At 74.9% G+C, this 18,336-nt stretch carries 13 protein-coding genes; 6 read left to right on the top strand and 7 right to left on the bottom strand.

The features are described from left to right. The first annotated feature begins 145 nt into the window (after positions 1–145). Both OG534_RS34670 and OG534_RS34665 read left to right on the top strand, forming a co-directional pair. Positions 146–1,891 carry a VanW family protein gene (locus OG534_RS34670; protein WP_326586463.1) on the top strand — a complete coding sequence of 582 codons (1,746 nt, stop codon included), beginning with the start codon at positions 146–148 and terminating at the stop codon, positions 1,889–1,891. 239 nt (positions 1,892–2,130) lie between these two features. Then, positions 2,131–3,357 carry a heparan-alpha-glucosaminide N-acetyltransferase domain-containing protein gene (locus OG534_RS34665; protein WP_326586464.1) on the top strand — a complete coding sequence of 409 codons (1,227 nt, stop codon included), beginning with the start codon at positions 2,131–2,133 and terminating at the stop codon, positions 3,355–3,357. Between the two features lie 1,371 nt (positions 3,358–4,728). On the opposite strand, the gene OG534_RS34660 is transcribed toward OG534_RS34665, so the two are convergent. Both OG534_RS34660 and OG534_RS34655 read right to left on the bottom strand, forming a co-directional pair. After that, entirely contained in the window at positions 4,729–5,331 is a 603-nt protein-coding gene (locus OG534_RS34660) for a GNAT family N-acetyltransferase (RefSeq protein WP_326586465.1), read from the bottom strand. Between the two features lie 306 nt (positions 5,332–5,637). Further along, a complete protein-coding gene (locus OG534_RS34655; RefSeq protein WP_326586466.1) occupies positions 5,638–6,090 on the bottom strand; it encodes an iron chaperone in 453 nt (150 codons plus the stop codon). A gap of 338 nt (positions 6,091–6,428) precedes the next feature. On the opposite strand from OG534_RS34655, the gene OG534_RS34650 reads away from it, so the two are divergent. Both OG534_RS34650 and OG534_RS34645 read left to right on the top strand, forming a co-directional pair. Further along, entirely contained in the window at positions 6,429–8,288 is a 1,860-nt protein-coding gene (locus tag OG534_RS34650; RefSeq protein ID WP_326593438.1) for an RNA ligase family protein, read from the top strand. Further along, complete coding sequence (locus OG534_RS34645; RefSeq protein ID WP_326586467.1) at positions 8,288–11,224, top strand: poly(A) polymerase; 2,937 nt, start codon at positions 8,288–8,290, stop codon at positions 11,222–11,224. The genes OG534_RS34650 and OG534_RS34645 overlap by 1 nt, the downstream gene beginning before the upstream one ends. A gap of 18 nt (positions 11,225–11,242) precedes the next feature. Here the strand turns inward: OG534_RS34645 and OG534_RS34640 are convergent, their stop codons facing one another. From OG534_RS34640 to OG534_RS34630, 3 genes are all read right to left on the bottom strand, one after another. Further along, a complete protein-coding gene (locus OG534_RS34640; protein ID WP_326593440.1) occupies positions 11,243–12,160 on the bottom strand; it encodes an NADP-dependent oxidoreductase in 918 nt (305 codons plus the stop codon). A 294-nt stretch (positions 12,161–12,454) separates the two neighbouring features. Beyond that, positions 12,455–13,051 carry an HD domain-containing protein gene (locus OG534_RS34635; protein WP_326586468.1) on the bottom strand — a complete coding sequence of 199 codons (597 nt, stop codon included), beginning with the start codon at positions 13,049–13,051 and terminating at the stop codon, positions 12,455–12,457. Positions 13,052–13,117: 66 nt separating this feature from the next. Beyond that, positions 13,118–14,194 carry an RNA ligase (ATP) gene (locus tag OG534_RS34630; protein ID WP_326586469.1) on the bottom strand — a complete coding sequence of 359 codons (1,077 nt, stop codon included), beginning with the start codon at positions 14,192–14,194 and terminating at the stop codon, positions 13,118–13,120. 178 nt (positions 14,195–14,372) lie between these two features. Here OG534_RS34630 and OG534_RS34625 point away from each other — a divergent pair, with 178 nt between their 5' ends. Then, entirely contained in the window at positions 14,373–15,116 is a 744-nt protein-coding gene (locus OG534_RS34625; protein WP_326586470.1) for an SDR family NAD(P)-dependent oxidoreductase, read from the top strand. A 24-nt stretch (positions 15,117–15,140) separates the two neighbouring features. Here the strand turns inward: OG534_RS34625 and OG534_RS34620 are convergent, their stop codons facing one another. Both OG534_RS34620 and OG534_RS34615 read right to left on the bottom strand, forming a co-directional pair. Continuing rightward, on the bottom strand, positions 15,141–15,332 hold the full coding sequence (locus OG534_RS34620) for a peptidoglycan-binding domain-containing protein (protein ID WP_326586471.1): 192 nt from the start codon (positions 15,330–15,332) through the stop codon (positions 15,141–15,143). Between the two features lie 918 nt (positions 15,333–16,250). Continuing rightward, positions 16,251–17,393, bottom strand: a complete 1,143-nt coding sequence (locus OG534_RS34615) for an MFS transporter (protein WP_326593441.1) — start codon at positions 17,391–17,393, stop codon at positions 16,251–16,253. A 377-nt stretch (positions 17,394–17,770) separates the two neighbouring features. On the opposite strand from OG534_RS34615, the gene OG534_RS34610 reads away from it, so the two are divergent. Next, complete coding sequence (locus tag OG534_RS34610) at positions 17,771–18,220, top strand: hypothetical protein (RefSeq protein WP_326586472.1); 450 nt, start codon at positions 17,771–17,773, stop codon at positions 18,218–18,220. Positions 18,221–18,336: the final 116 nt, after the last annotated feature.

The raw sequence follows: 18,336 nt of genomic DNA, 5'->3' as shown, positions 1-18,336 counted from the left end.
CCTATACCTCCTTATTACCTGGTTATGCGGGCCTTGGTACCTTCCAGGGGCGGACTGGCGGCATGAAAACCGCCGGTCCGACCACGTCACCGCACCGCACCGCACCGCCAGACCGGGCCCGAGGCCACCGAGGAGAGACCCCCACATGCGACGCCCCTCCCCCACGGGCACCCGGCGGGACACCGGAAAGCGGTGGACCGCGGCGGGTATCGGCGGCGTGGCCGCGGGCGCCGCGGTCGTCTGTTCCGGCGGGCTGTACGCCGCCGGGCTGCTCCTGGCCGGCGAGGACGTCGCCCCGGGGACGAAGGTGCGCGGGGTCTCCATAGGCGGCATGAGCCGGGCCGAGGCCCGCCAGACCCTGGACCGGGAGCTCGGCCCGGCCGCCGTGGCCCCGGTCGCGCTGCGGATCGGCGAGCGCACCGAGCAGGCGGACCCGGCCTCGCTCGGCCTGTCCCTGGACAGCGCGGCGACCGTAGAGCGTGCGGCACGCTCCGGCTCCGGGCCGCTCACCGTGATCGGCCGGCTCTTCGCGTCCAGCGATCCCGACCTGCGGCCGGTGGTGCGCCTCGACGAGAAGGCGGCCCGCGGCTCCCTGGACGCCCTGGGGAAGAAGGCCGGGCAGGCGGCCCGCGAGGGCGCCGTCGCCTTCGAGAAGGGCAAGGCCAAGGCGGTGCCCCCGGTCACCGGAATCTCCGTCGACGTGAACGGCTCCCTGGGCGCGCTGCGCGCCGGCTACCTCCGCACCGGGAGCGAACCGCTCGCCCTGCCCGTACAGCGGACCGAGCCGGAGGTCGGGCAGCAGGAGACGGACCGGGCCCTGCAGGAGTTCGCCGAACCGGCGATGTCCGCCCCGGTCACCCTCACGGTCGCCGGCAAGCGCATATCCGTCTCCCCCGCCGTCCTCTCCCGGCACCTGAGCCTCAAGGACGACGGCCAGGGCCGCCTCGCCCCGGGCCTCGACGCCAAGGCGCTCCTCGCCGACCCGGCCCTGGCCGCGCCGTTGCGGCAGGCCGCCCCGGGCCCCGCCGAGGCAAGGCTGCGGCTCGACACTGCGGGCCGGGTCACGGTCGCCGAGGAGGGCAGGGCCGGCCGGAAGGTCACCGAGCAGGCGCTGAGCACGGCGGTGCTGCCGCTGCTGACCGGGGCCGACGCGTCCGCCCGTACTGGCGAGGTCGCCACCGAGGCCGCCGCTCCCAGGCTCTCCAAGGACACCGTCGAGCAGCTCGGGATCAAGGAGAAGGTCTCCTCCTTCACGGTCAGCTTCGAGCCGGCCGCGTACCGCACGACCAACATCGGGCGGGCCGCCCAGCTGATCAACGGCTCACTGGTGCAGCCCGGCGAGACCTGGAGCTTCAACCGGACGGTCGGTGAGCGCACGAAGGAGAACGGCTTCGTCGACGGCCTGATCATCAACAACGGCCAGTACGAGAAGGCCGCGGGCGGCGGGGTCTCGGCCGTCGCGACCACCGTCTTCAACGCGATGTTCTTCGCGGGCGTCAAGCCCGTCGAGTACGGCGCCCACTCCTTCTACATCGAGCGGTACCCCGAGGGCCGCGAGGCCACCGTGGCGTGGGGCAGCCTCGACCTGCGCTTCGCCAACGACTCGGGCAAGGCGCTCTACATCCAGGCCGAGGCCACGGACACCTCGATCACCATCACCTTCCTCGGCACGAAGAAGTACGAGGAGGTTCGCGCGGTCCAGGGCCCGCGGACCAACGTCAAGCAGCCGGCGACCCGCACCGGCAGCGGCCCGAAGTGCGAACCCCAGTCCCCGCTGGAGGGCTTCGACGTGGCCGTCGACCGCGTGTTCGTGCAGAGTGGCAAGGAAGTCAAGCGGGAGACGATGAAGACCCGTTACACGCCGCGCGACAACGTGACCTGCGGCGCGTGAGGGGCACGGGGGACACGGAGTACAGGAGTGCACGGCGTACATGACGTACATGGGGACATGGGGACATGGGGCACACGGAAGTGGCGGACGTGACGGCAACGGGGGCGGGAGTGAAAGGGACGGACGCGGGAGTGAAGGGGGCGGACGCGAGGGCATCGGCGGCCACGGACGCGGGCGCGGGCGCAACGGCAGCACGGACGGCGGGGACTACGGCAGCGGGGGCCAAGGCAGCCGCGGACGTGGGCGGCGGGACCGGTAAGACCGGCGGCTCCGCCAAGGCCGGCGGTTCCGGCAGGCTGGCCGGGGTCGACGCCGTGCGCGGACTCGCCGTCCTCGGCATGTTCGCCGTGCACGTCGGCCCCAGCCCGCAACCCGAGGGCGCCGGATACGTGCTCGTCGCGGCCGACGGCCGCGCCCCGGCGCTCTTCACGCTCCTCGCCGGCTTCTCCCTGGTCCTCGCCCAGCGCGGCCAAGACCCGGCGCAGCGGCCCGACGGCTGGGCGGAGCGCTGGCGTCCGCTGTTGATCCGGTGCGCCGTGCTGGCCGTACTCGGCCTGTGGCTGGCCTCGTTGTGGCCCGGGATCCTGGTCATCCTGGCCTTCTTCGCCGTGTACTTCCTGGTGGCCGAGCCGTTCACCCGGCTCTCCACCCCGGTGCTCACCGCCGTGGCGGGCGTCTCGGTGGTGGCGGGCCCGGTGCTGTCGTTCCTGCTGGGCCCGGTGTTCGGGTACGAGGCCTCCGGGCGCGGTCTGGTCCCCGAGGCCACCGATCTGACGAGTTGGTCGGGGCTGGGCACGGCGCTGTGCGAGCTGCTGCTCACAGGGGCGTATCCGCTGGCCACCTACTTCCCGTACGTCCTGGCCGGGATGGCCCTCGCCCGCCTCTGCGACGTGCGGGAGGGCGCCGTGGCCCGGCGGATGGCGGTGTGGGGCACGGTGGCCGCGGTCGCCGGGTACGGCGCCGCCTGGCTCGCCGCCCACGTGTTCGGCGCCCGGGAGCGGCTGCTGGAGGCGATAGCCGTCCACCATCCGGAGGCCGTGGCCGCCGCCGACCCCATACGGGAGGTGTTGGGCGGGCAGTACGGCGCCGTGCCCAGCACGTCCTGGGACTGGCTGCTGGTGGCCGACCCCTACAGCCAGACTCCGCTGGAGACCCTCGGCAACGCGGGCGTGGGGTGCGCCCTCATCGGCCTGTGCGCACTCGCCGCACGGCACGGGGTGGGCGTCCTCCTGCTGCGGCCGCTCACGCTGCTCGGCGCGATGGCGCTGAGCGCGTACGTCGTCCACGCGCTGGTGCTGGCCGGCCCGGCCCACGGCGCCGCGTCCTGGTCCGCCTGGGTCGCGTTCAGCGGCGCGGCGCTGGCCCTGACGTGGGTCTGGCAGCGGGTCTGGGCGGACAGCCCGCTGCGCCGCGGCCCGGTGGAGCACGCGCTCCGTCTGGCGACGCGGGGGTGGAGCCGGGGCTGACGGGCTGTCCGGTCACCCGTCCGTGTGACGGGTTCGGCCCGCGCGGCGCCGGTACGGCAGGGTGGGCGGATGCAGCTGCGCCGGGCCCTGCCCCTGACCCTTGCCGCGCTCGTCATGGCCACCGGATGCGTGACGGTGCATCCCGCCGCTCCCCCGGACGCACCGCACTGGGCGCCCGCGGCGGCCCGTGCGCTGCCGCGGCAACCGACGGTCCCTGCATGGCCGTTGGGTCCGCTCCCGACGGCGGAGCCGGCGTCGCCCACCCCACCGGACCCGTCCCCGCCGGAGCCGGCACGGCCGGAGCCCGCACGGCCGGAACCCGCCCCGCCGGAGCCGGACCCGGTGCCGGCACCCGTCTCGGTACCGCGGCGGCCGGCCACGACCGCCGACCAGCCGCACCAGCCACACCGGCCGCGCCGGGCCAAGCCCGCGAGCCCCGCGAAACCGGCGAAGCGCGCGACCCCGGCAAAGCCCCGCAAGCGCCGGCCCGCGCCGGCCAAGCCCCGGCCCGCACCACAGCGCACGTTCGACATGACCCCCCTGTGCGAAGCGGCCCGGGGCACGGTGTCACCGTCCATCGTGGCCTTGTGCCGCTAGGGCGTGCCATTCGGATCTTTACCGGGCCCGCGCTGCCCGGCACCGCACCTCGCCGCGCTGCCGGGGCTCCCCAGTACGTCCAGTACGAGCGGAGCACCTCCGCCTTGCGATGCACGGACGCCCACGTCTCCACGGCCGCCTTCCACTCCCCGCCGGGCGCTTCCTGCAGGAAGTAGTGCACGGCCGTGGCCTGCCCGTCCTCCCGCCCGCTCGCCTTGCTGAACACGACGAAAGACCTCGGGTACGACGGCTGGTCCCGCTCTGCGGGAATCGCGAGGGATTCACCAGCCTGGGCGTGTCCGGGGCGGGGCCCCGAACCGCACTGATGGCGGCGCCCGCCTTCCACTCAGCCATCAGCGGACCGGTCGCCACCTTGGTGAGGGCGTCAGCCCCCTTCCACCCTGCCGGGGTGCGGCGCTCCCAATCGAACTGGTTGAAGACCTTCTCGGCCTCTGCTCGCGTGATCACCAGCGGCGGTGGCGCCGCAACCGACGGCTTCCCCAAGGCAGCGGACGACCCGCCGCTGCCGCTGCCGCTGCCGCTGCCGCTGCCGCTGCCGCTGCCGCCAGTACACCCTGCGGCCCCGGCCACTACCAGCACCACGGCCGCCCCTCTGACCCACCCCATCAAAACGCCCCTCCCCTGGACACCTCACAAGGAAGGTTCACCCCCCTGGCGTATCAGGGACCCTGCGACGCGAGGGCCTGCTCGCAGGCGGCGGGGCCTGGCGTCCCCGGGGGAGCATTGGCCGGGGCATGCGCGGTCCGGGCCGGCTCAGCGGCCCGAAGGGTGAAGAGGGCCATCACAACCCCTGTGGTGCTCTCGCTCACTCCGGTGGTTGCGTGCCGTCTCGGCGGTGATGGCCCAGCGCTCGTGGTCCCGCCATTCACCGTTGATGAACTGGAAAGCGGCCGAGTAGCCCTCGCGCTGGAAGCCCAGGCGCCTGATGAGGTTCAGCGAGGGGGTGTTGTCCGGCTGGACGTTCGCCTCCAGCCGGTGCAGTTCCAGCCGGCCGAAGGCGAGCTGGACCACGAGCCCCAACCCTTCCGTCATGTAGCCGTGACCGGTCGTGGAGGCATAGGCGGTATAGCCCAGGGTCCCGCTTTGGAGCGTGCCCCTGACGATGTTGTTGATGTTGACACCGCCCACGATCTCGCCGGTGCTGTGCAGGCAGATCACGAAGCCCTCATGTGTGGGCTGTTCAAACCGCTCAAGGTAGCTCTCGAACGCCTCCACCGTGTTCTCGCGAGCACCGAGCCAGCGGCGAAGCATCTCGCTGCTCTCCTGGGCCAGCGCTGTGAGCTCGTCGTAGTCCTGACGGCGGACGTGACGTATCGCCACCCTCGGCCCTTGCGGAAGATCACTGGTGATTGCCATCCAGGGATCCTATGCAGCGTGATCAAGGCCGATGGTTCAGGACTCGGGTCCGCTCTCGGTCCGTCGCTCGTGCCGGCTCCAGCCCGTCTGTGCGTGTCGCATTCGCCTGGCTTGGTGGGCAACCTGGTCGGCTGGTGCGCCGGCCGGCTGGACCGGCACCTCCGCCACGGCGGGATCCCGCTGCCGCAGCCTGCGCCGCCATCCGGATGCGGAGGTACGCGAAGCGGCGTACGTCATCGACCTCGGCAGTCCCTGAACGCCGACCGGCCGCCGTGACGTACTGCGGCCGTGGGCCCGGCTGTTGCCCTAGCCCAGCGACTGCTTCAAGAGTGCGGCGATCCGCGCCTCCGCCTCGGCCGTCACCTCGGTCAGGGCGAAACCGGCGGCCCACATCGTGCCCTCGTCCAGCTTCGCCTGGTCGCTGAAGCCGAGCGTCGCATAGCGCGCCTTGAACTTCTCCGCGCTCTGGAAGAAACAGATGATCTTGCCGTCCCGCGCGTAGGAGGGCATCCCGTACCAGAGCTTCGGCGCGAGGGACGGGGCGTTGGCCGCGATGACGGCGTGGACGCGTTCGGCGAGGATCCGGTCCGACTCCTTCATCTCGGCGATCTTCGCGAGCACCTCCCGCTCCGCTTCCGCCGCCTTGTCCGCCTTCGAGCTGCGGCGCGAGGCCGTCTTCAGCTCCTGGGCGTGATCCTTCATCGCGGCCCGCTCCTCGGCCGTGAATCCCTCGTGCCTGCTGCTCTCGGTGTTCGTCATGGCGGATATCCCCCTTGAGGATCGTGATCTCCGGGACTTGAAAAGGACGATATCCCGGCGCACTGACAACGGGCGGCGAACGCTCGTCAACCGTCCGGATCCTGGCTGATTCAGTGACAGCTGTGGTAGAGACCTGCCCCGGAAACCGCGCCTCCACCGGCACGATCAGCGTCAACCGGTGTGCCGCGTCACGGCATTGGAGCCCTCGGTAGCGGCCGGAATCATGTGGCGCGGCAGGCGCCCGCCATCGCCCGGAGCACGGCGGGGTTATTGGGTGGATGTGTCTGCTCCGGATACCTACAGTGACCAGGCACGCCGTCGTCGAGCAGGAGCGGATCATGCGCACCCACTATCCCCGTACACCGCATCTGCCCTGGTCCCCCGGGGCGGCGGCGGACGACGTCCGGGCCGTGAGTCTGGCCGGGCTGGCAGGGCGCGAGGTCGTCGTGACGGAGAAGCTCGACGGGGAGAACACCACCCTCTACGCGGACGGCCTGCACGCGCGGTCGCTCGACTCGGCGCACCACCCCTCGCGGGCGTGGGTCAAGGGCCTCCAGGGCCGGATCGGCTCCGGGATCCCAGCCGGTTGGCGGGTGTGCGGGGAGAACCTGTACGCCCGGCACTCGATCCCCTACGAGGACCTGGACAGCTGGTTCTACGGGTTCTCGGTGTGGGACGGGGACCACTGCCTTGACTGGGACCGGACGGTACGGTTCCTGCGGGGCCTGGGCGTGCCCACCCCGCGCGTGCTGTGGCGCGGCACCTTCGACGAACGCGCCCTGCGCAAGCTGAAGCTCGACACCGCACGGCAGGAGGGCTACGTCGTACGGACGGCGGCCGGCTTCGCGCGCGAGGACTTCGGGCGGTGCCTGGCCAAGTGGGTGCGGGGCGGCCACGTACAGACGAGTACGCACTGGATGTTCGCGCAGGTCGTGCCGAACGGGCTCGGGCCGGCGGCCCCGTTGTGGGCGGTGCGCTCGGGGGCCGAGCCTGATGTGGCCGGGTTGTCCGCCGCCGTCGGGATGCCCGCGGACGCTGCCGCAGATGGCGTCGGTGCCGCCGATGCGGACGAGGTGGCCGCGGTCGCCGAAGTCGCCGCCCGTGTCGACGGGTCGGGGCGGACCGGCGAGGACCGGCTGGCCGGTGTGCTGGCCGCCGTGCTGCGCCACGAGCCGCGGGCCCGGATCGCGGCGCGGCTCGCGGCGGGGCCGGTCGGAATGGGGCTCGCGCGGCGGGTCGGCGACCTGGTCGGGCTGTACCCGTACCTGCAGCAGCCGTTCCCCGACGCGGAGCGGCGGGCCGGGCTGGTGCGGATGGCCGCGGCGGCCGATCTCGGGGTGCTGCACGCGCTCGCCGGGGCACTGGCCGACGATCCGCAGGCGCGGGAGTGCGTGGAGTGGTCCGCGCTGTGCGCCGAGGAGGCGGGGCTGCTGGGCGGCCCGGATCCGCTGGAGTCCTTGCGGGCGGCGCTGCGGGAGCCCTTCGCCGGGCTCGGCGCGGACGCGGCCGACCGCTGCTGGGCGGAGGCCCGGCGGGCGTTCGGCCAGGGCAGGATCGCGGGCGCGCGGCTCGGCTGGGGTCCCGGTGTCAGCTGCGGCGTCGTCGAGGAGGCGGTGGCGGCGACGTGGCAGTGGCGCGACGGAACGTTTCCCCGGCTGGTGCAGCTGTGCGGGCCCTCGGGCAGCGGGAAGAGCACCTTCGGCCGCGGCCTGGCGGGCGTGGACGCGTACGTCAGTCTTGACGACCTGCGCACCGCCCGGGGTTCCCGGGCGGACCAGCGGGCCAACGCGGAGGTGCTGGGCGAGGGCCTGGACCGCCTCGACGCCGCGCTGGCCCGCGGCGGGACGGTGGTGTGGGACGCCACCTCGCTCACCGACCAGCAGCGCGGGCTCGCCGGCTCGGTCGCCCAGCGCCGGCGCGCGCTGGTCACCCACGCGGTGGTGCTGGTCGAGGAGGCCGAGCTGCTGCGGCGCAACGCCGTCCGCCCGCATCCGGTGCCGCAGCAGGTGCTGACCTCGCAGCTGCACCGGTTCAGCCCGCCGTACGCCGGTCAGGCGCACCGCACGTGGTACATCGGTGCGGGCGGCGGCATCGAGGACACGGCGGGCGGCCTCGCGGACAGCGACCTGACGGGCGGCGGCCTGACGGGCGGCGGCCTCACAGACGCCGGCCCGGTCACGGGACGGGGGGAGTACTGATGCGCACGAGCGAGGAGCTCTACCACCAGGTCCGCTGGGACGCCCGGTTCGATCCGGCGCGGTTCGTGCTCGGGCTGCTCCAGCGCGGGGCGCCGCCCAAGCGCGTCCCGCTGCCCTCCTTCGTGCCCGGCGGCGACATCCCCTGGCACCGGGTGCTCTTCGTCGAAGCCGACGGCGAGCTGGTGTGGGACCGGGCCACGGGCGTGGACCGGATCGACGTCACCGCGGCGGGGCGGGTGCGCGATCCGCGCCTGCTGCGGGCCCCGTTCTTCAGCGCGCGGACCGCGCACGCCTGGGATCCCGCGGGCGGCGGCGCCTGGCGGCCCGTGGAGCCGGGACCCCGGAGCGGGGCGGCGGCCCCCGCCGCGGTGCGGCTGCTGACGTGGAACACGCTCTGGGACCGGTACGACGCCCCGCGCATCGCCACCGCCCGGCGCAGGCCCCTGCTCCTGGCCGATCTGGCGGCCGCCGACGCCGATGTCATCGCGCTGCAGGAGGCCGAGCCCGAGCTGGTCCGCATGCTGCTGGCGGAGCAGTGGGTGCGGGCCGGGTACACCCTCGGCACGGATCCGGCCGGCCGGGACGTCGCCGAGTGCGGGCTGCTGGTGCTGAGCCGGCTGCCGGTGCGGGAGGCGGGGCTGCATCTGCTCGGCCCGCACAAGGCGGTCACCGCCGTTACGGTGGACACCGCGGCCGGCCCGCTGGTCGTCGCCAACACCCACCTGACCAGCGACCACACCGAGAACGGGCACGTGCGGCGGGATGCCGAACTGGCGCGGCTCGCCGAGGGTCTCGGCGGCATCGAAGCCGCGGTGGCGCTGCTCGGCGACTTCAACGACGGCCGCCACGGGGCCGAGGGGCCGGCGGCCGCGCTCGGCATGCGGGACGCCTGGAGCGACGTACACGGTGCGGCGGACGGTACGCCGACCTTCGATCCGGTGGCCAACCCGCTGGCCGCGGTGGGCTCGCTGACGGGGCGGGCGGCCCGGCTGGACCGGATCCTGCTGGGCTCCACGGGGGCGCGGGTGACGAGGGCCGCGCTGCGCGGGGACGCCCCGGCCCCGGACGGACTGTTCATCTCCGACCACTTCGGGGTGGAGGCCACGCTGGAGTTCGGCGCGCGGGACGGCGGGCCCGCACCGCTGGACGTCCCGGCGACCGCGCGGACGGCGGTGGCGTGGCTGCCTCCGCACCTCCCGGACGCGGTACGGCAGGTGCGGCGCGAGCACGACCCGCAGGCCGGCCGCTGGCCCGCGCACGTGAACCTGCTGTTCGGCTTCGTGCCGGAGTCCTCCTTCGCCGAGGCCCTGCCGCTGCTGGCCGAAGCGGCCGCGGAGACCGGGCCGTTCGAGGCCCGGCTGGAGGGCGTGCACAGCTTCGGGCACCGCGAGGAAGCCACCGTCTGGCTGGACCCGGCGGCGGCCGGTGAGGCGCCGTGGCAGGAGCTTCGGCGTGCGCTGGCGGAGCGGTTCCCGGGGTGCCGGGGGCGCGCGGACGGGCAGCAGGGCTACACCCCGCATCTGACGCTGGGGCGCAGCCGGGACCCGCAGCGGGCGGTCGCGGCCCTCGCTGCGCGGCTCGCCGGCGGGGTGACCGTACGGGTCGGGGAGCTGGCCGTGCTCTCGCGGCGCGGGGACGGGCCGATGCGGGTCCGGGCGACGGTGGCGCTGGGGACGGGCGAGGTCCGCTGGGCGCCGGAACCCGGACACGAGCACGGGCCCGACCGTCCGTGGACGCACCGGCCCGAGCACGGGCCAGGGCACGCGCCGAGCGACGCGTCAGGGCACCCGCCAGAGCGGCCAGCCGCGGCTGCGCCGCCCGGTCACGCCGAGTCGGTCACCGCACGCATCCGGGCTGCCCTGGGCGGGGCGGAGGTGTACCTGGCCGGGTCCCGCCGCATGGGCTGCGCCCTGCCGGACGCCGACCTGGACCTGGTGGCCGCGCTGCCCGGGCCGGCCGATCTCGCCGGGCTGCGGGACCGGTTGGCGGCGGCCCTGCCCGAGGCCGGGCGGCCGCGCGAGGTCACCGGCGCGCGGGTGCCGGGGCTGCGCTTCCGCGTCGGGGCGCTGTCCGTGGATCTGGTCGCGGTCTCCACCGGCGGGCTGGATCCGGCGGAGGCGGTGGCCCGGCGGGCCGAGCTGGGTGAGGCGGCCGCCGTCGCGCTGAGCGCGGTGAGCGACGCCGACGCCGTACGGCGAGCCGTGGGCGCGGAGCACGCCGCGTTCGCCGGGCTGGCGCGGGAGGTGAAGGCGTGGGCCCGGTCCCGGGGACTGGACTCGGCGCCGTTCGGCGGGCTGCCCGGGCTGGCCTGGGCGGTCCTCGCGGCGCGCACGGTCCAGGAGGCCGGGGCGCTGCCGCCCGGCGCCCTGCTGCGGGAGTTCTTCGGCAGGTGGGCCGCATGGGACTGGCGGGAGCCGGTCGAACTCTCGCCCTCGCTCCCCGGGACGGCGGACGGGCCGGGTCCGGTCACGGTCCTCACCCCCTCGGAGCCGGTGCGCAGTTGCACGGCCCAGGTGGGACCGGGCCTGCGCGACCTGCTGGTCCAGGAGTTGTACGGGGCCTGGGAGCTGCTGGAGGCCGGGGGCGGGGACGCCGCGCTGGCCCTCTCCCCGCCGCCGGTGCACCGTCGGCACGCCGCCTGGGCGGTGGTGACGGTACGGACGCCCGACGGGGAGTTCGAGGAGACCCTGGGCCGGGTGCGCGGACGGCTGCGGGCACTGCTCGGGGCCCTGGAGCAGGCCGGTGTCACGGACGCGCACGCCTGGCCCCGCCCCTTCTCGTCCGGCCCGGGCCTGGCCCGCTACGCGATCGGCCTCGGGGCCACCCCTCCGGACGCGGCGGTCCTCGCCGCCCTGGCCGACCCCTGGAGGGCCGGCCTGCCGGGCGTCGAGGTGGCCTGGGCGGCCTGCGGCGACGTGCCGGACCTGAGCGCCTGAAGCCGGCGGCGCGAGAGGTCAGAGCTCGACGACGATCTTTCCGGCCGTGTGCCCGCCCTGGCTCAGTTCGAAGGCCGCCGCCAGCTCGGCCAGCGGGAAGGTCTTGGCGACCGGCACCTTCAGCTGTCCGCTGTCGGCGAGCTTGCCGAGCGCGGCCAGGTCGCTGCCGACCGGGCGGACCCACATCCACTCGCCGCCCGATCCGAGCACGCTGGGGTCTGCGATGGAGGCGTGCCGGCCGTCGTTGTGGAGCACTTCGCGGGTGACGCTCCCGACGCCGCCGACGAAGTCCGCGACGACGGTGGGCCCGTCGGGCACCAGGGCACGCACGCGGTCCGCCAGCCCGTCTCCGTACGCGACGGGTTCGCCGCCGAGTTCGCGCACCCGGTCGTGGTTGCGGGGGGAGGCGGTGCCGATGACACGGGCGCCCAGCGAGCGGGCGATCTGCACGGCGAGGGAGCCGACGCCCCCGGCGGCGCCGTGGATGAGGACGGTGTCGTCCTTGCCGGTGCCGAGGCGGGTGAGCACCTGGTAGGCGGTGAGCCCGGCGAGCGGGAGGCCCGCGGCCTCGGCCCAGTCGAGCGAGGCGGGCTTGTGCGCGAGGGCGCGTACGGGCACGGTCACGAACTCGGCGAAGGTCCCGCCGTGCACGTAGTCCTTGCGGGCGTACGCCATGACCTCGTCGCCCTCGGCGTACTCGGGGACGTCGATGCCGACCCGCTCGACGGTCCCGGCCACGTCCCACCCGGGGATCACCGGGTAGATGACGTCCATCAGGCCGTCCAGCCCGCCCGCCATGATCTTCCAGTCGACGGGGTTGACGGCGGCGCACTTGACCCGGACGAGGACCTCGCCGGGGCCGAGCTTGGGCAGCGGCAGCCGGATCTCGGAGAGCACCTCCGTCCCGCCGTACGTCTCGTACGCCATCGCCCGCATGGTTGCCCGGCTGCTCTGGTCCGACTGGGACATGTACCCGACCTCTCCGTGTGCTGGTGGACCCCGCCCCGGGCCCATCCCACCACGCACGCCGCGCCCGCCCCAAGAGGCGGGCGGGCGCGGCGCGGCGTGGCGCGGGCGCGGCGTGGCGCGGGCGCGGCGTGGCGCGGGCGCGGCGTGGCGCGGGCGCGGCGTGGCGCGGGCGCGGCGTGGCGCGGGCGCGGCGTGGCGCGGGGCCCGGGCGCGGACACAGGCGCGGTGCCGTACGGCCCGGCCGGTCAGGCGGGCGGCCGGTCAGGCGTGCACGGGAAAGGCGGCCTGGAAGCCGAGCCGCCCGTCCGCCCCCTCGGCGATCCGCCCCAGCACCCCGTCCAGCTCCAGGTACGCCGCCCAGCGCTCGGTGCCGGCCGCCGCGGCCAGGCGGTCCACCAGGAGGTCCTCCAGGCCCTGGACCCGCTTGCCCTTCCACACCTTGTCGGCGACGCTGACCAGCAACTCCTCGACGCTCACGCCGTCGTCGTCCCATGCGGCGTGCGTCGCGGCGAACCGGGCCCGGTCCTCGGTGAACCCGTGCGCGAGCAGGAGTTCCCGGCCCGCCGGCTCGTGCGCGGAGCCCGGCCCGCTCAGTTCGGCGGTGTGCACCGCCTTGCCGATGTCGTGCGTGGCCGCCCCGAACAACACGGCCTCGCGGTCGAAGGCCAGGGCCGGGCAGTGCCCCGCCAGCCAGTCCGCGAGCTCGTGCGCGACGTCGTGCACGAGCCGCAGGTGCGCGGCCAGCCGGGGCGGGGCGGCCAGCGTGCGCAACAGCGCGGACACGGCCGGCGGCAGCGGTCGCAGCGGCGGTTCTCCCCGGGCGTCGAGCGCCCGGGACAGGGCATCGGTGGTGGGCATCAGATCACCGTAGGGGGTGATCACCCCCCACGGCTCCGACGGCTCCGAAATCCGACCCCGTTCCGGTCACTCGTACTCCGTGCCGCCCTTGCGCGTCAGGTACGCCGGACTGACCGCCTTGGCGATCGCGCGGCCGCCCACCACCGGGCTGTACCGCTCCGTCGACGACCGGATGACGACCCCCTCCCGCAGGTGCGCCTCCCGCCCGGACACGGTCTCGCGGCCGCTCGCCAGCTCCAGCACCGTGTCGAGCCCGTACGGGCCCTCGTACAACCGTGGCACCAGCGGCAGTTCACCGTCCTCCAGGACGACGGCCGGGTCCAGCCAGCGCACCTGTCCGTCGATCTCGGCGGACACGTCGAAGACGGCGTACCCGGGCGGCGTGTCGGCGGTGCGCACGTCGGTCCCGTACGACAGGTCCTGGACGCCCGCGCCGTACACCTCGGCGAAGATCCCGACGCGGGTCGCGCCGAGCCGGGCCGCCAGGGCCGCCGCGACGGCCGGCACGCCGTGGCCGCGGACGGCACGCCAGTAGACGTTGCGCTCGTCCTCCTTGAGCGCCAGCCCCTTCGAGCCGAATCCCTTGGAGGAGACGAGGCACCGCTCGTCCTCGGCCAGGTACGTGAACAGGCAGGCGGTGCCGTGCAGTTTCTCGGTGAGGACGACCGGCTCGCCGGACTCGAAGATGTGCGGGTAGCGCTGGAGGTTCTCGATGTCGACCCACGGCAGCAGGTCGGCGGCCGCTTCGACGTCACCGTCCATGGTGGTGGGGACGGGCGGGGCCCATTTGGTGATGCCGAGCAGCTCCGCGAAGTCCGTGCCCTCCTTGGCCGCTTGCGCCAGGTCGACGTCGGCGAGGGCGCGCGGCCTGCACACCAGTCCCTGCGAGAGCTCGCCGCGCAGCCGGACCGCCTTGACCCGGTCGGCGGAGCTGCCGGACAGCCGCCCGGTGAGGCCCAGTTCCTCGATCAGGGCGGCGGGCAGCACGGCCTGTTCGGGTATGTAGAGCGCGAACTCGCCGGTGCGGTAGGCCCCCTTGGCGATGACGGCCCGGTACAGGCCCACCTGGGCCAGTTCCAACGCATCGGCGTTCGGGTGCTCATGGACGGTCAGTTCTTCGGCGGTTACTCGCAGAGTGGACATGGAGGTCTCCCACGGTCGTCACGGACGCGGCCGACGTCCGGTGGTGCGGCGCGTCGGTGACGACCACTGTCCGTTCCACCATTTCCGCTGGTCCAGCGATTATCACGGTGTTAGCCTGCGCCACCGTGCGGGCGACCCGGTCGTCCGTGCTCCGCGTTCCGCGCCCCAGGAGGCTCATATGTCACGTCGTCCGGTCACCGTCGTCACCGGCGGGAGCAGGGGCATCGGGGCGGCGGCCTGTCTGCGGCTGGCCGCCGACGGGCACGACCTGGTGCTGGGTTACGCCCGCGACGAGGTGGCGGCCGAGTCCGTCGCCGCGCGCGTACGCTCGGCCGGGGCCCGCTGTGTGACCGTACGCGGTGACACCTCCGAGGAGTGTGCCGTGGAGCGGCTGTTCGACATCGCGGGCGCCGAACTCGGCACGGTGACCGGGCTGGTCAACAACGCCGGGGTGACCGGACCGCTGGGCCGGCTCGCCGACGCCCGGACCGAGGACCTGCGGCGGGTGGTCGAGGTGAACCTCCTCGGGTACCTGCTGTGCTGCCGCCGGGCCGCCCGGGACATGGCGGAGGCCGGCGGCGGGGCGATCGTGAACGTCTCCTCCGCGGCCGCCACCCTCGGCAGCCCCGGGGAGTACGTGCACTACGCGGCGACCAAGGCGGCCGTGGACGCGCTGACCGTGGGGCTGTCCAAGGAGCTCGGCCCGGACGGGATCCGGGTCAACGCCGTGGCGCCCGGCATCATCGAGACCGACATCCACGCGGCGATGGGCGACCCCGACCGCCCGGCCCGGGCCGCCGCCGGGATCCCGCTCGGACGGCCCGGCCGGCCCGAGGAGATCGCCGGGTCGATCGCCTGGCTGCTCTCCCCGGACGCCTCGTACACGACGGGCACCGTGCTGCGGGTCTCCGGCGGCCACTGAACCACCGTCGAAGACCTCGCGCTGCTACTCCATCGCCGCCCGGGTGGCCGGACCGTAGACGCCCGGGGGGTCGCCCTTGATGGACCGGTCGCGCTGGAGCTGGCTGACGCCGCGCTTGGTCTGGGCGTCGTAGACGCCGGTGACGGAGACGTACGTGAACCCCTGCCCGTAGAGCATCTCCTGCAGGGAGCGCACCTCGGGCCCGCTGTCCCCCATCCGCAGGGTTCCCGGAGCCGCCCGCCGGTGACGGGGCCGAGGAGCTCGGCGGGGGCGTCGGCTTCGGGCTCTGGCTCGCGGGCGTGTCCGAGGCCTCCGCGGCCGTGGGCGCGGCGGACCGTACGGACGCGGTCGGCCCGGGTTCGTCGTCGGCGCCGGGCCCGCCCGGGAGCACCGGCACGGACAGGTCGGCCGGTGGCGCGGCCCGGGGCGGCTGCGGGTCGGGGCCGGCCGACAGCAGCACCAGGGCGCCCACCGCGAAGAGCGCGAGCAGGGTGAGGACGGCCGCCGGAAGCCGGCTTCGGCCGGCACGGCCGCGGCTACGGCCGCGGCCCGTGGCGGAGTCCGCGTCACGGCGGTCGGCGGGCGGCGGGGTCGGAGCGGAGGCGCCGGTGACCGGGCCGCGCGCAGGGCCGGGGAAGGCGAGGGGGCCGGTCTGCGGCCAGGCGGGCGCCGTCGATTGGGGCGGTCGGCCCAAGGGGGCGACGTACGGGCGTACGAGCAGGTGGTCGTCGGGGACGATCCCGCTCTCATCGGGGTGCTGGGTCTGGGACATGGTGTCTCCCGGCGGGGGCGGGGGCAGGCGCCGCGGTGCGGTGCCGGCCCCTGCCCGGCCGGTCAGGCTCTGGGCCGCCGGGCGGCCGGAGCCGGGACCCCACCGACGCCGGGGGCGCCAGGGATGCCGAGTGCCGGAGAACCGCCGATCGTGGCCGGGGGGAGCGGGGAGCGAGCGGATGTGGACATCTGGCGTATCTCCGAAGTGCGGCTCAAGCAGTGGTTCTTGATTCGGGCGCACTCTTGCCCTCCGGAACGGCCAGGTCAAGCCGCATGTCCGATCTGATCCCGAGCGTCCGGTCTATCCGGTGCGAACCCTTCCACTTCACCTCTCGACTTCGCCTCTCCACTTCACCCGCAGCATCACCCCGCCGCCCGGTCGAGGGCGTCGGGCTTGCGGCGGACCGCGGTGGCCCAGACGGTGCCGGCCGCCACGAGCATCAGGGCGGCTCCGCCGAGCGGAGCGGCAGGCGCGGAGATGCCGTCGACCGCGAGACCGCCGAACAGCGCGCCCGCGGCTATGGCGAGGTTGAACACGGCCACCATGAGCGAGGACGCGGCCTCGGCGGCGGCCGGGGCCGCCTTGATCATCCAGCTCTGCAGGCTCACCGACACCCCGCCGTACACGAGTCCCCAGGCGAGCAGCAGCGTGGTCCCGGCGACCGGTCCCGGAACGACGGCGATGAGCGCGAGGACCACGGTGAGGGAGGCGCTGACGACGAGCAGGGTCCGGTACGCGTCGCGCGCCCCGGCCAGGAAGTTGCCCGCGACTCCCGCGAGGCCGTAGCCGAGCAGCAGCGTGCTGACGAACTCGGCGTCGATGCCGGAGACGTCCTGCAGGATCGGCCGTACGAAGGTGTAGGCGGCGAACTGCCCGGTCACCACGAGGAAGGTGACGATGACGCCGGCCCGGACGGCGGGGTTCTCGCGGAGCAGGGCGGGGAGTTCGGGGAAGCGGATGTGCCGGGTCGGCGGCAGCGGGGGCAGCAGCAGGAGCAGGGCGGCCAGCGTGACGAGGCCGAGGACGCCGACCGCCGCGAAGGCGGTGCGCCAGCCGCCGAGTTCGCCGAGCAGGGTGCCGGCGGGGACGCCGAGCACGGAGGCGGTGGGGACACCGCCGAAGACGAGCGCGGTCGCCCGGCCGACGTGGCGCTCCGGGACCAGGCGTACGGCGAGTCCGCCGGCGATGGCCCAGAATCCGCCGACGCTGACCCCGACGAGCAGGCGGGCGGCCAGGACGACGGCGAAGTTCGGGGCGAGGGCGGCGGCGAGGTTGGCGGCGGCCATCAGGGCGATGAGGACGCAGAGCACGAGCCGGCGGTCGAGGCGGCCGGCGCCGACGGTGACGAACGGCGCGCAGAATCCGGCGACGAGGCCGGGCACGGTGACCATCAGTCCGGCGGTCCCGTCGGACACGCCGAGGTCGGCCCCGACGGGCGTGAGCAGGCCGACGGGCAGCAGCTCGGAGGTGATCAGGCAGAAGATGCCGAGCGCGACGGCGCACACGGCCGCCCAGCCCTTCCAGGGGGCGGGACCGCTCCCGGCTCCCGGCCCCGCCTCCGGAGGGACTGCGGACTCGGAGGCGGCGGTCGACCGTACGGACTGGGGCGGTACGGACTGGGGCGGACCGGACTCGGACGGTCCGGACTCGGGGATGTGCGCGGGGTTGCCGGGCGCGGCGGCTGACGTCATGGACCGGTACTCCGTACGGGCGATCGGCGGGCAGGGCGCGGCAACACGGGGTGCCGGGGGTCGCGCCTCCCCTGCCGCCCGCACTGCCGTTCCAATCTGCCACACGCCCCGGGCGCCCGGACCGGCCCGGGGTCACCCGCACGCGTGAGGTGGGGAACCGGGTCGGGTACGCCGTGCGGCAAGGTGGTCGGATGCAGTTACGCCGGGCCGTGCCCCTCTCCCTCGTCGCGCTCCTCGCCAGCGCCGGCTGTGTCTCCGTCGGGCCGCAGGATGCGGCTCCGGTTCCCGTACGGGGTGCGGTACCGCCCGCCGGCGCACCCGACGTCCCCTCGTCCCCCTCGCCCCTCCCCCTGGCCGCCCTGCCCCTGGGCGAGCTGCCGGCGCCCGCGACGCACGGTCCGGACCCGGTGGCCGGCCGGGTGGCCGACCCGGTGCCGGAGGCGAACCCGGAACCGGCACGCGAGCGGACGCGCACGAAGGCGGCGCCGCCGCCCCGGCGGAAGCGCCAGCCGGGGCCGACGACCGCTCGTCCGCGCCGCCGGCCGGTCCCTCCTCCCCCGGCGGACGAGCTGTGCGCGGCCGCGGAAGGCGTCGTACCGCCGTCCATCGTCGACCTGTGCCTGCGCCAGTACGACCGCTGACCGGGCCGTGCCGGGCGCATCCTTCGTCGGCCGCGGCGGCGTCCTCGGCTCTCGGCCCGGCCCTGAGGGGCGCGGGAGGGCCTGCGCGTTCACACTGGCAGGACGAGTACCGCAGG

The sequence above is a fragment of the Streptomyces sp. NBC_01294 genome (genome assembly GCF_035917235.1).
Taxonomy (GTDB): Bacteria; Actinomycetota; Actinomycetes; order Streptomycetales; family Streptomycetaceae; genus Streptomyces; species Streptomyces caledonius.
Note: the sequence above shows the minus strand (reverse complement) of the source record. Positions and strands in the feature narration are given on the sequence as shown.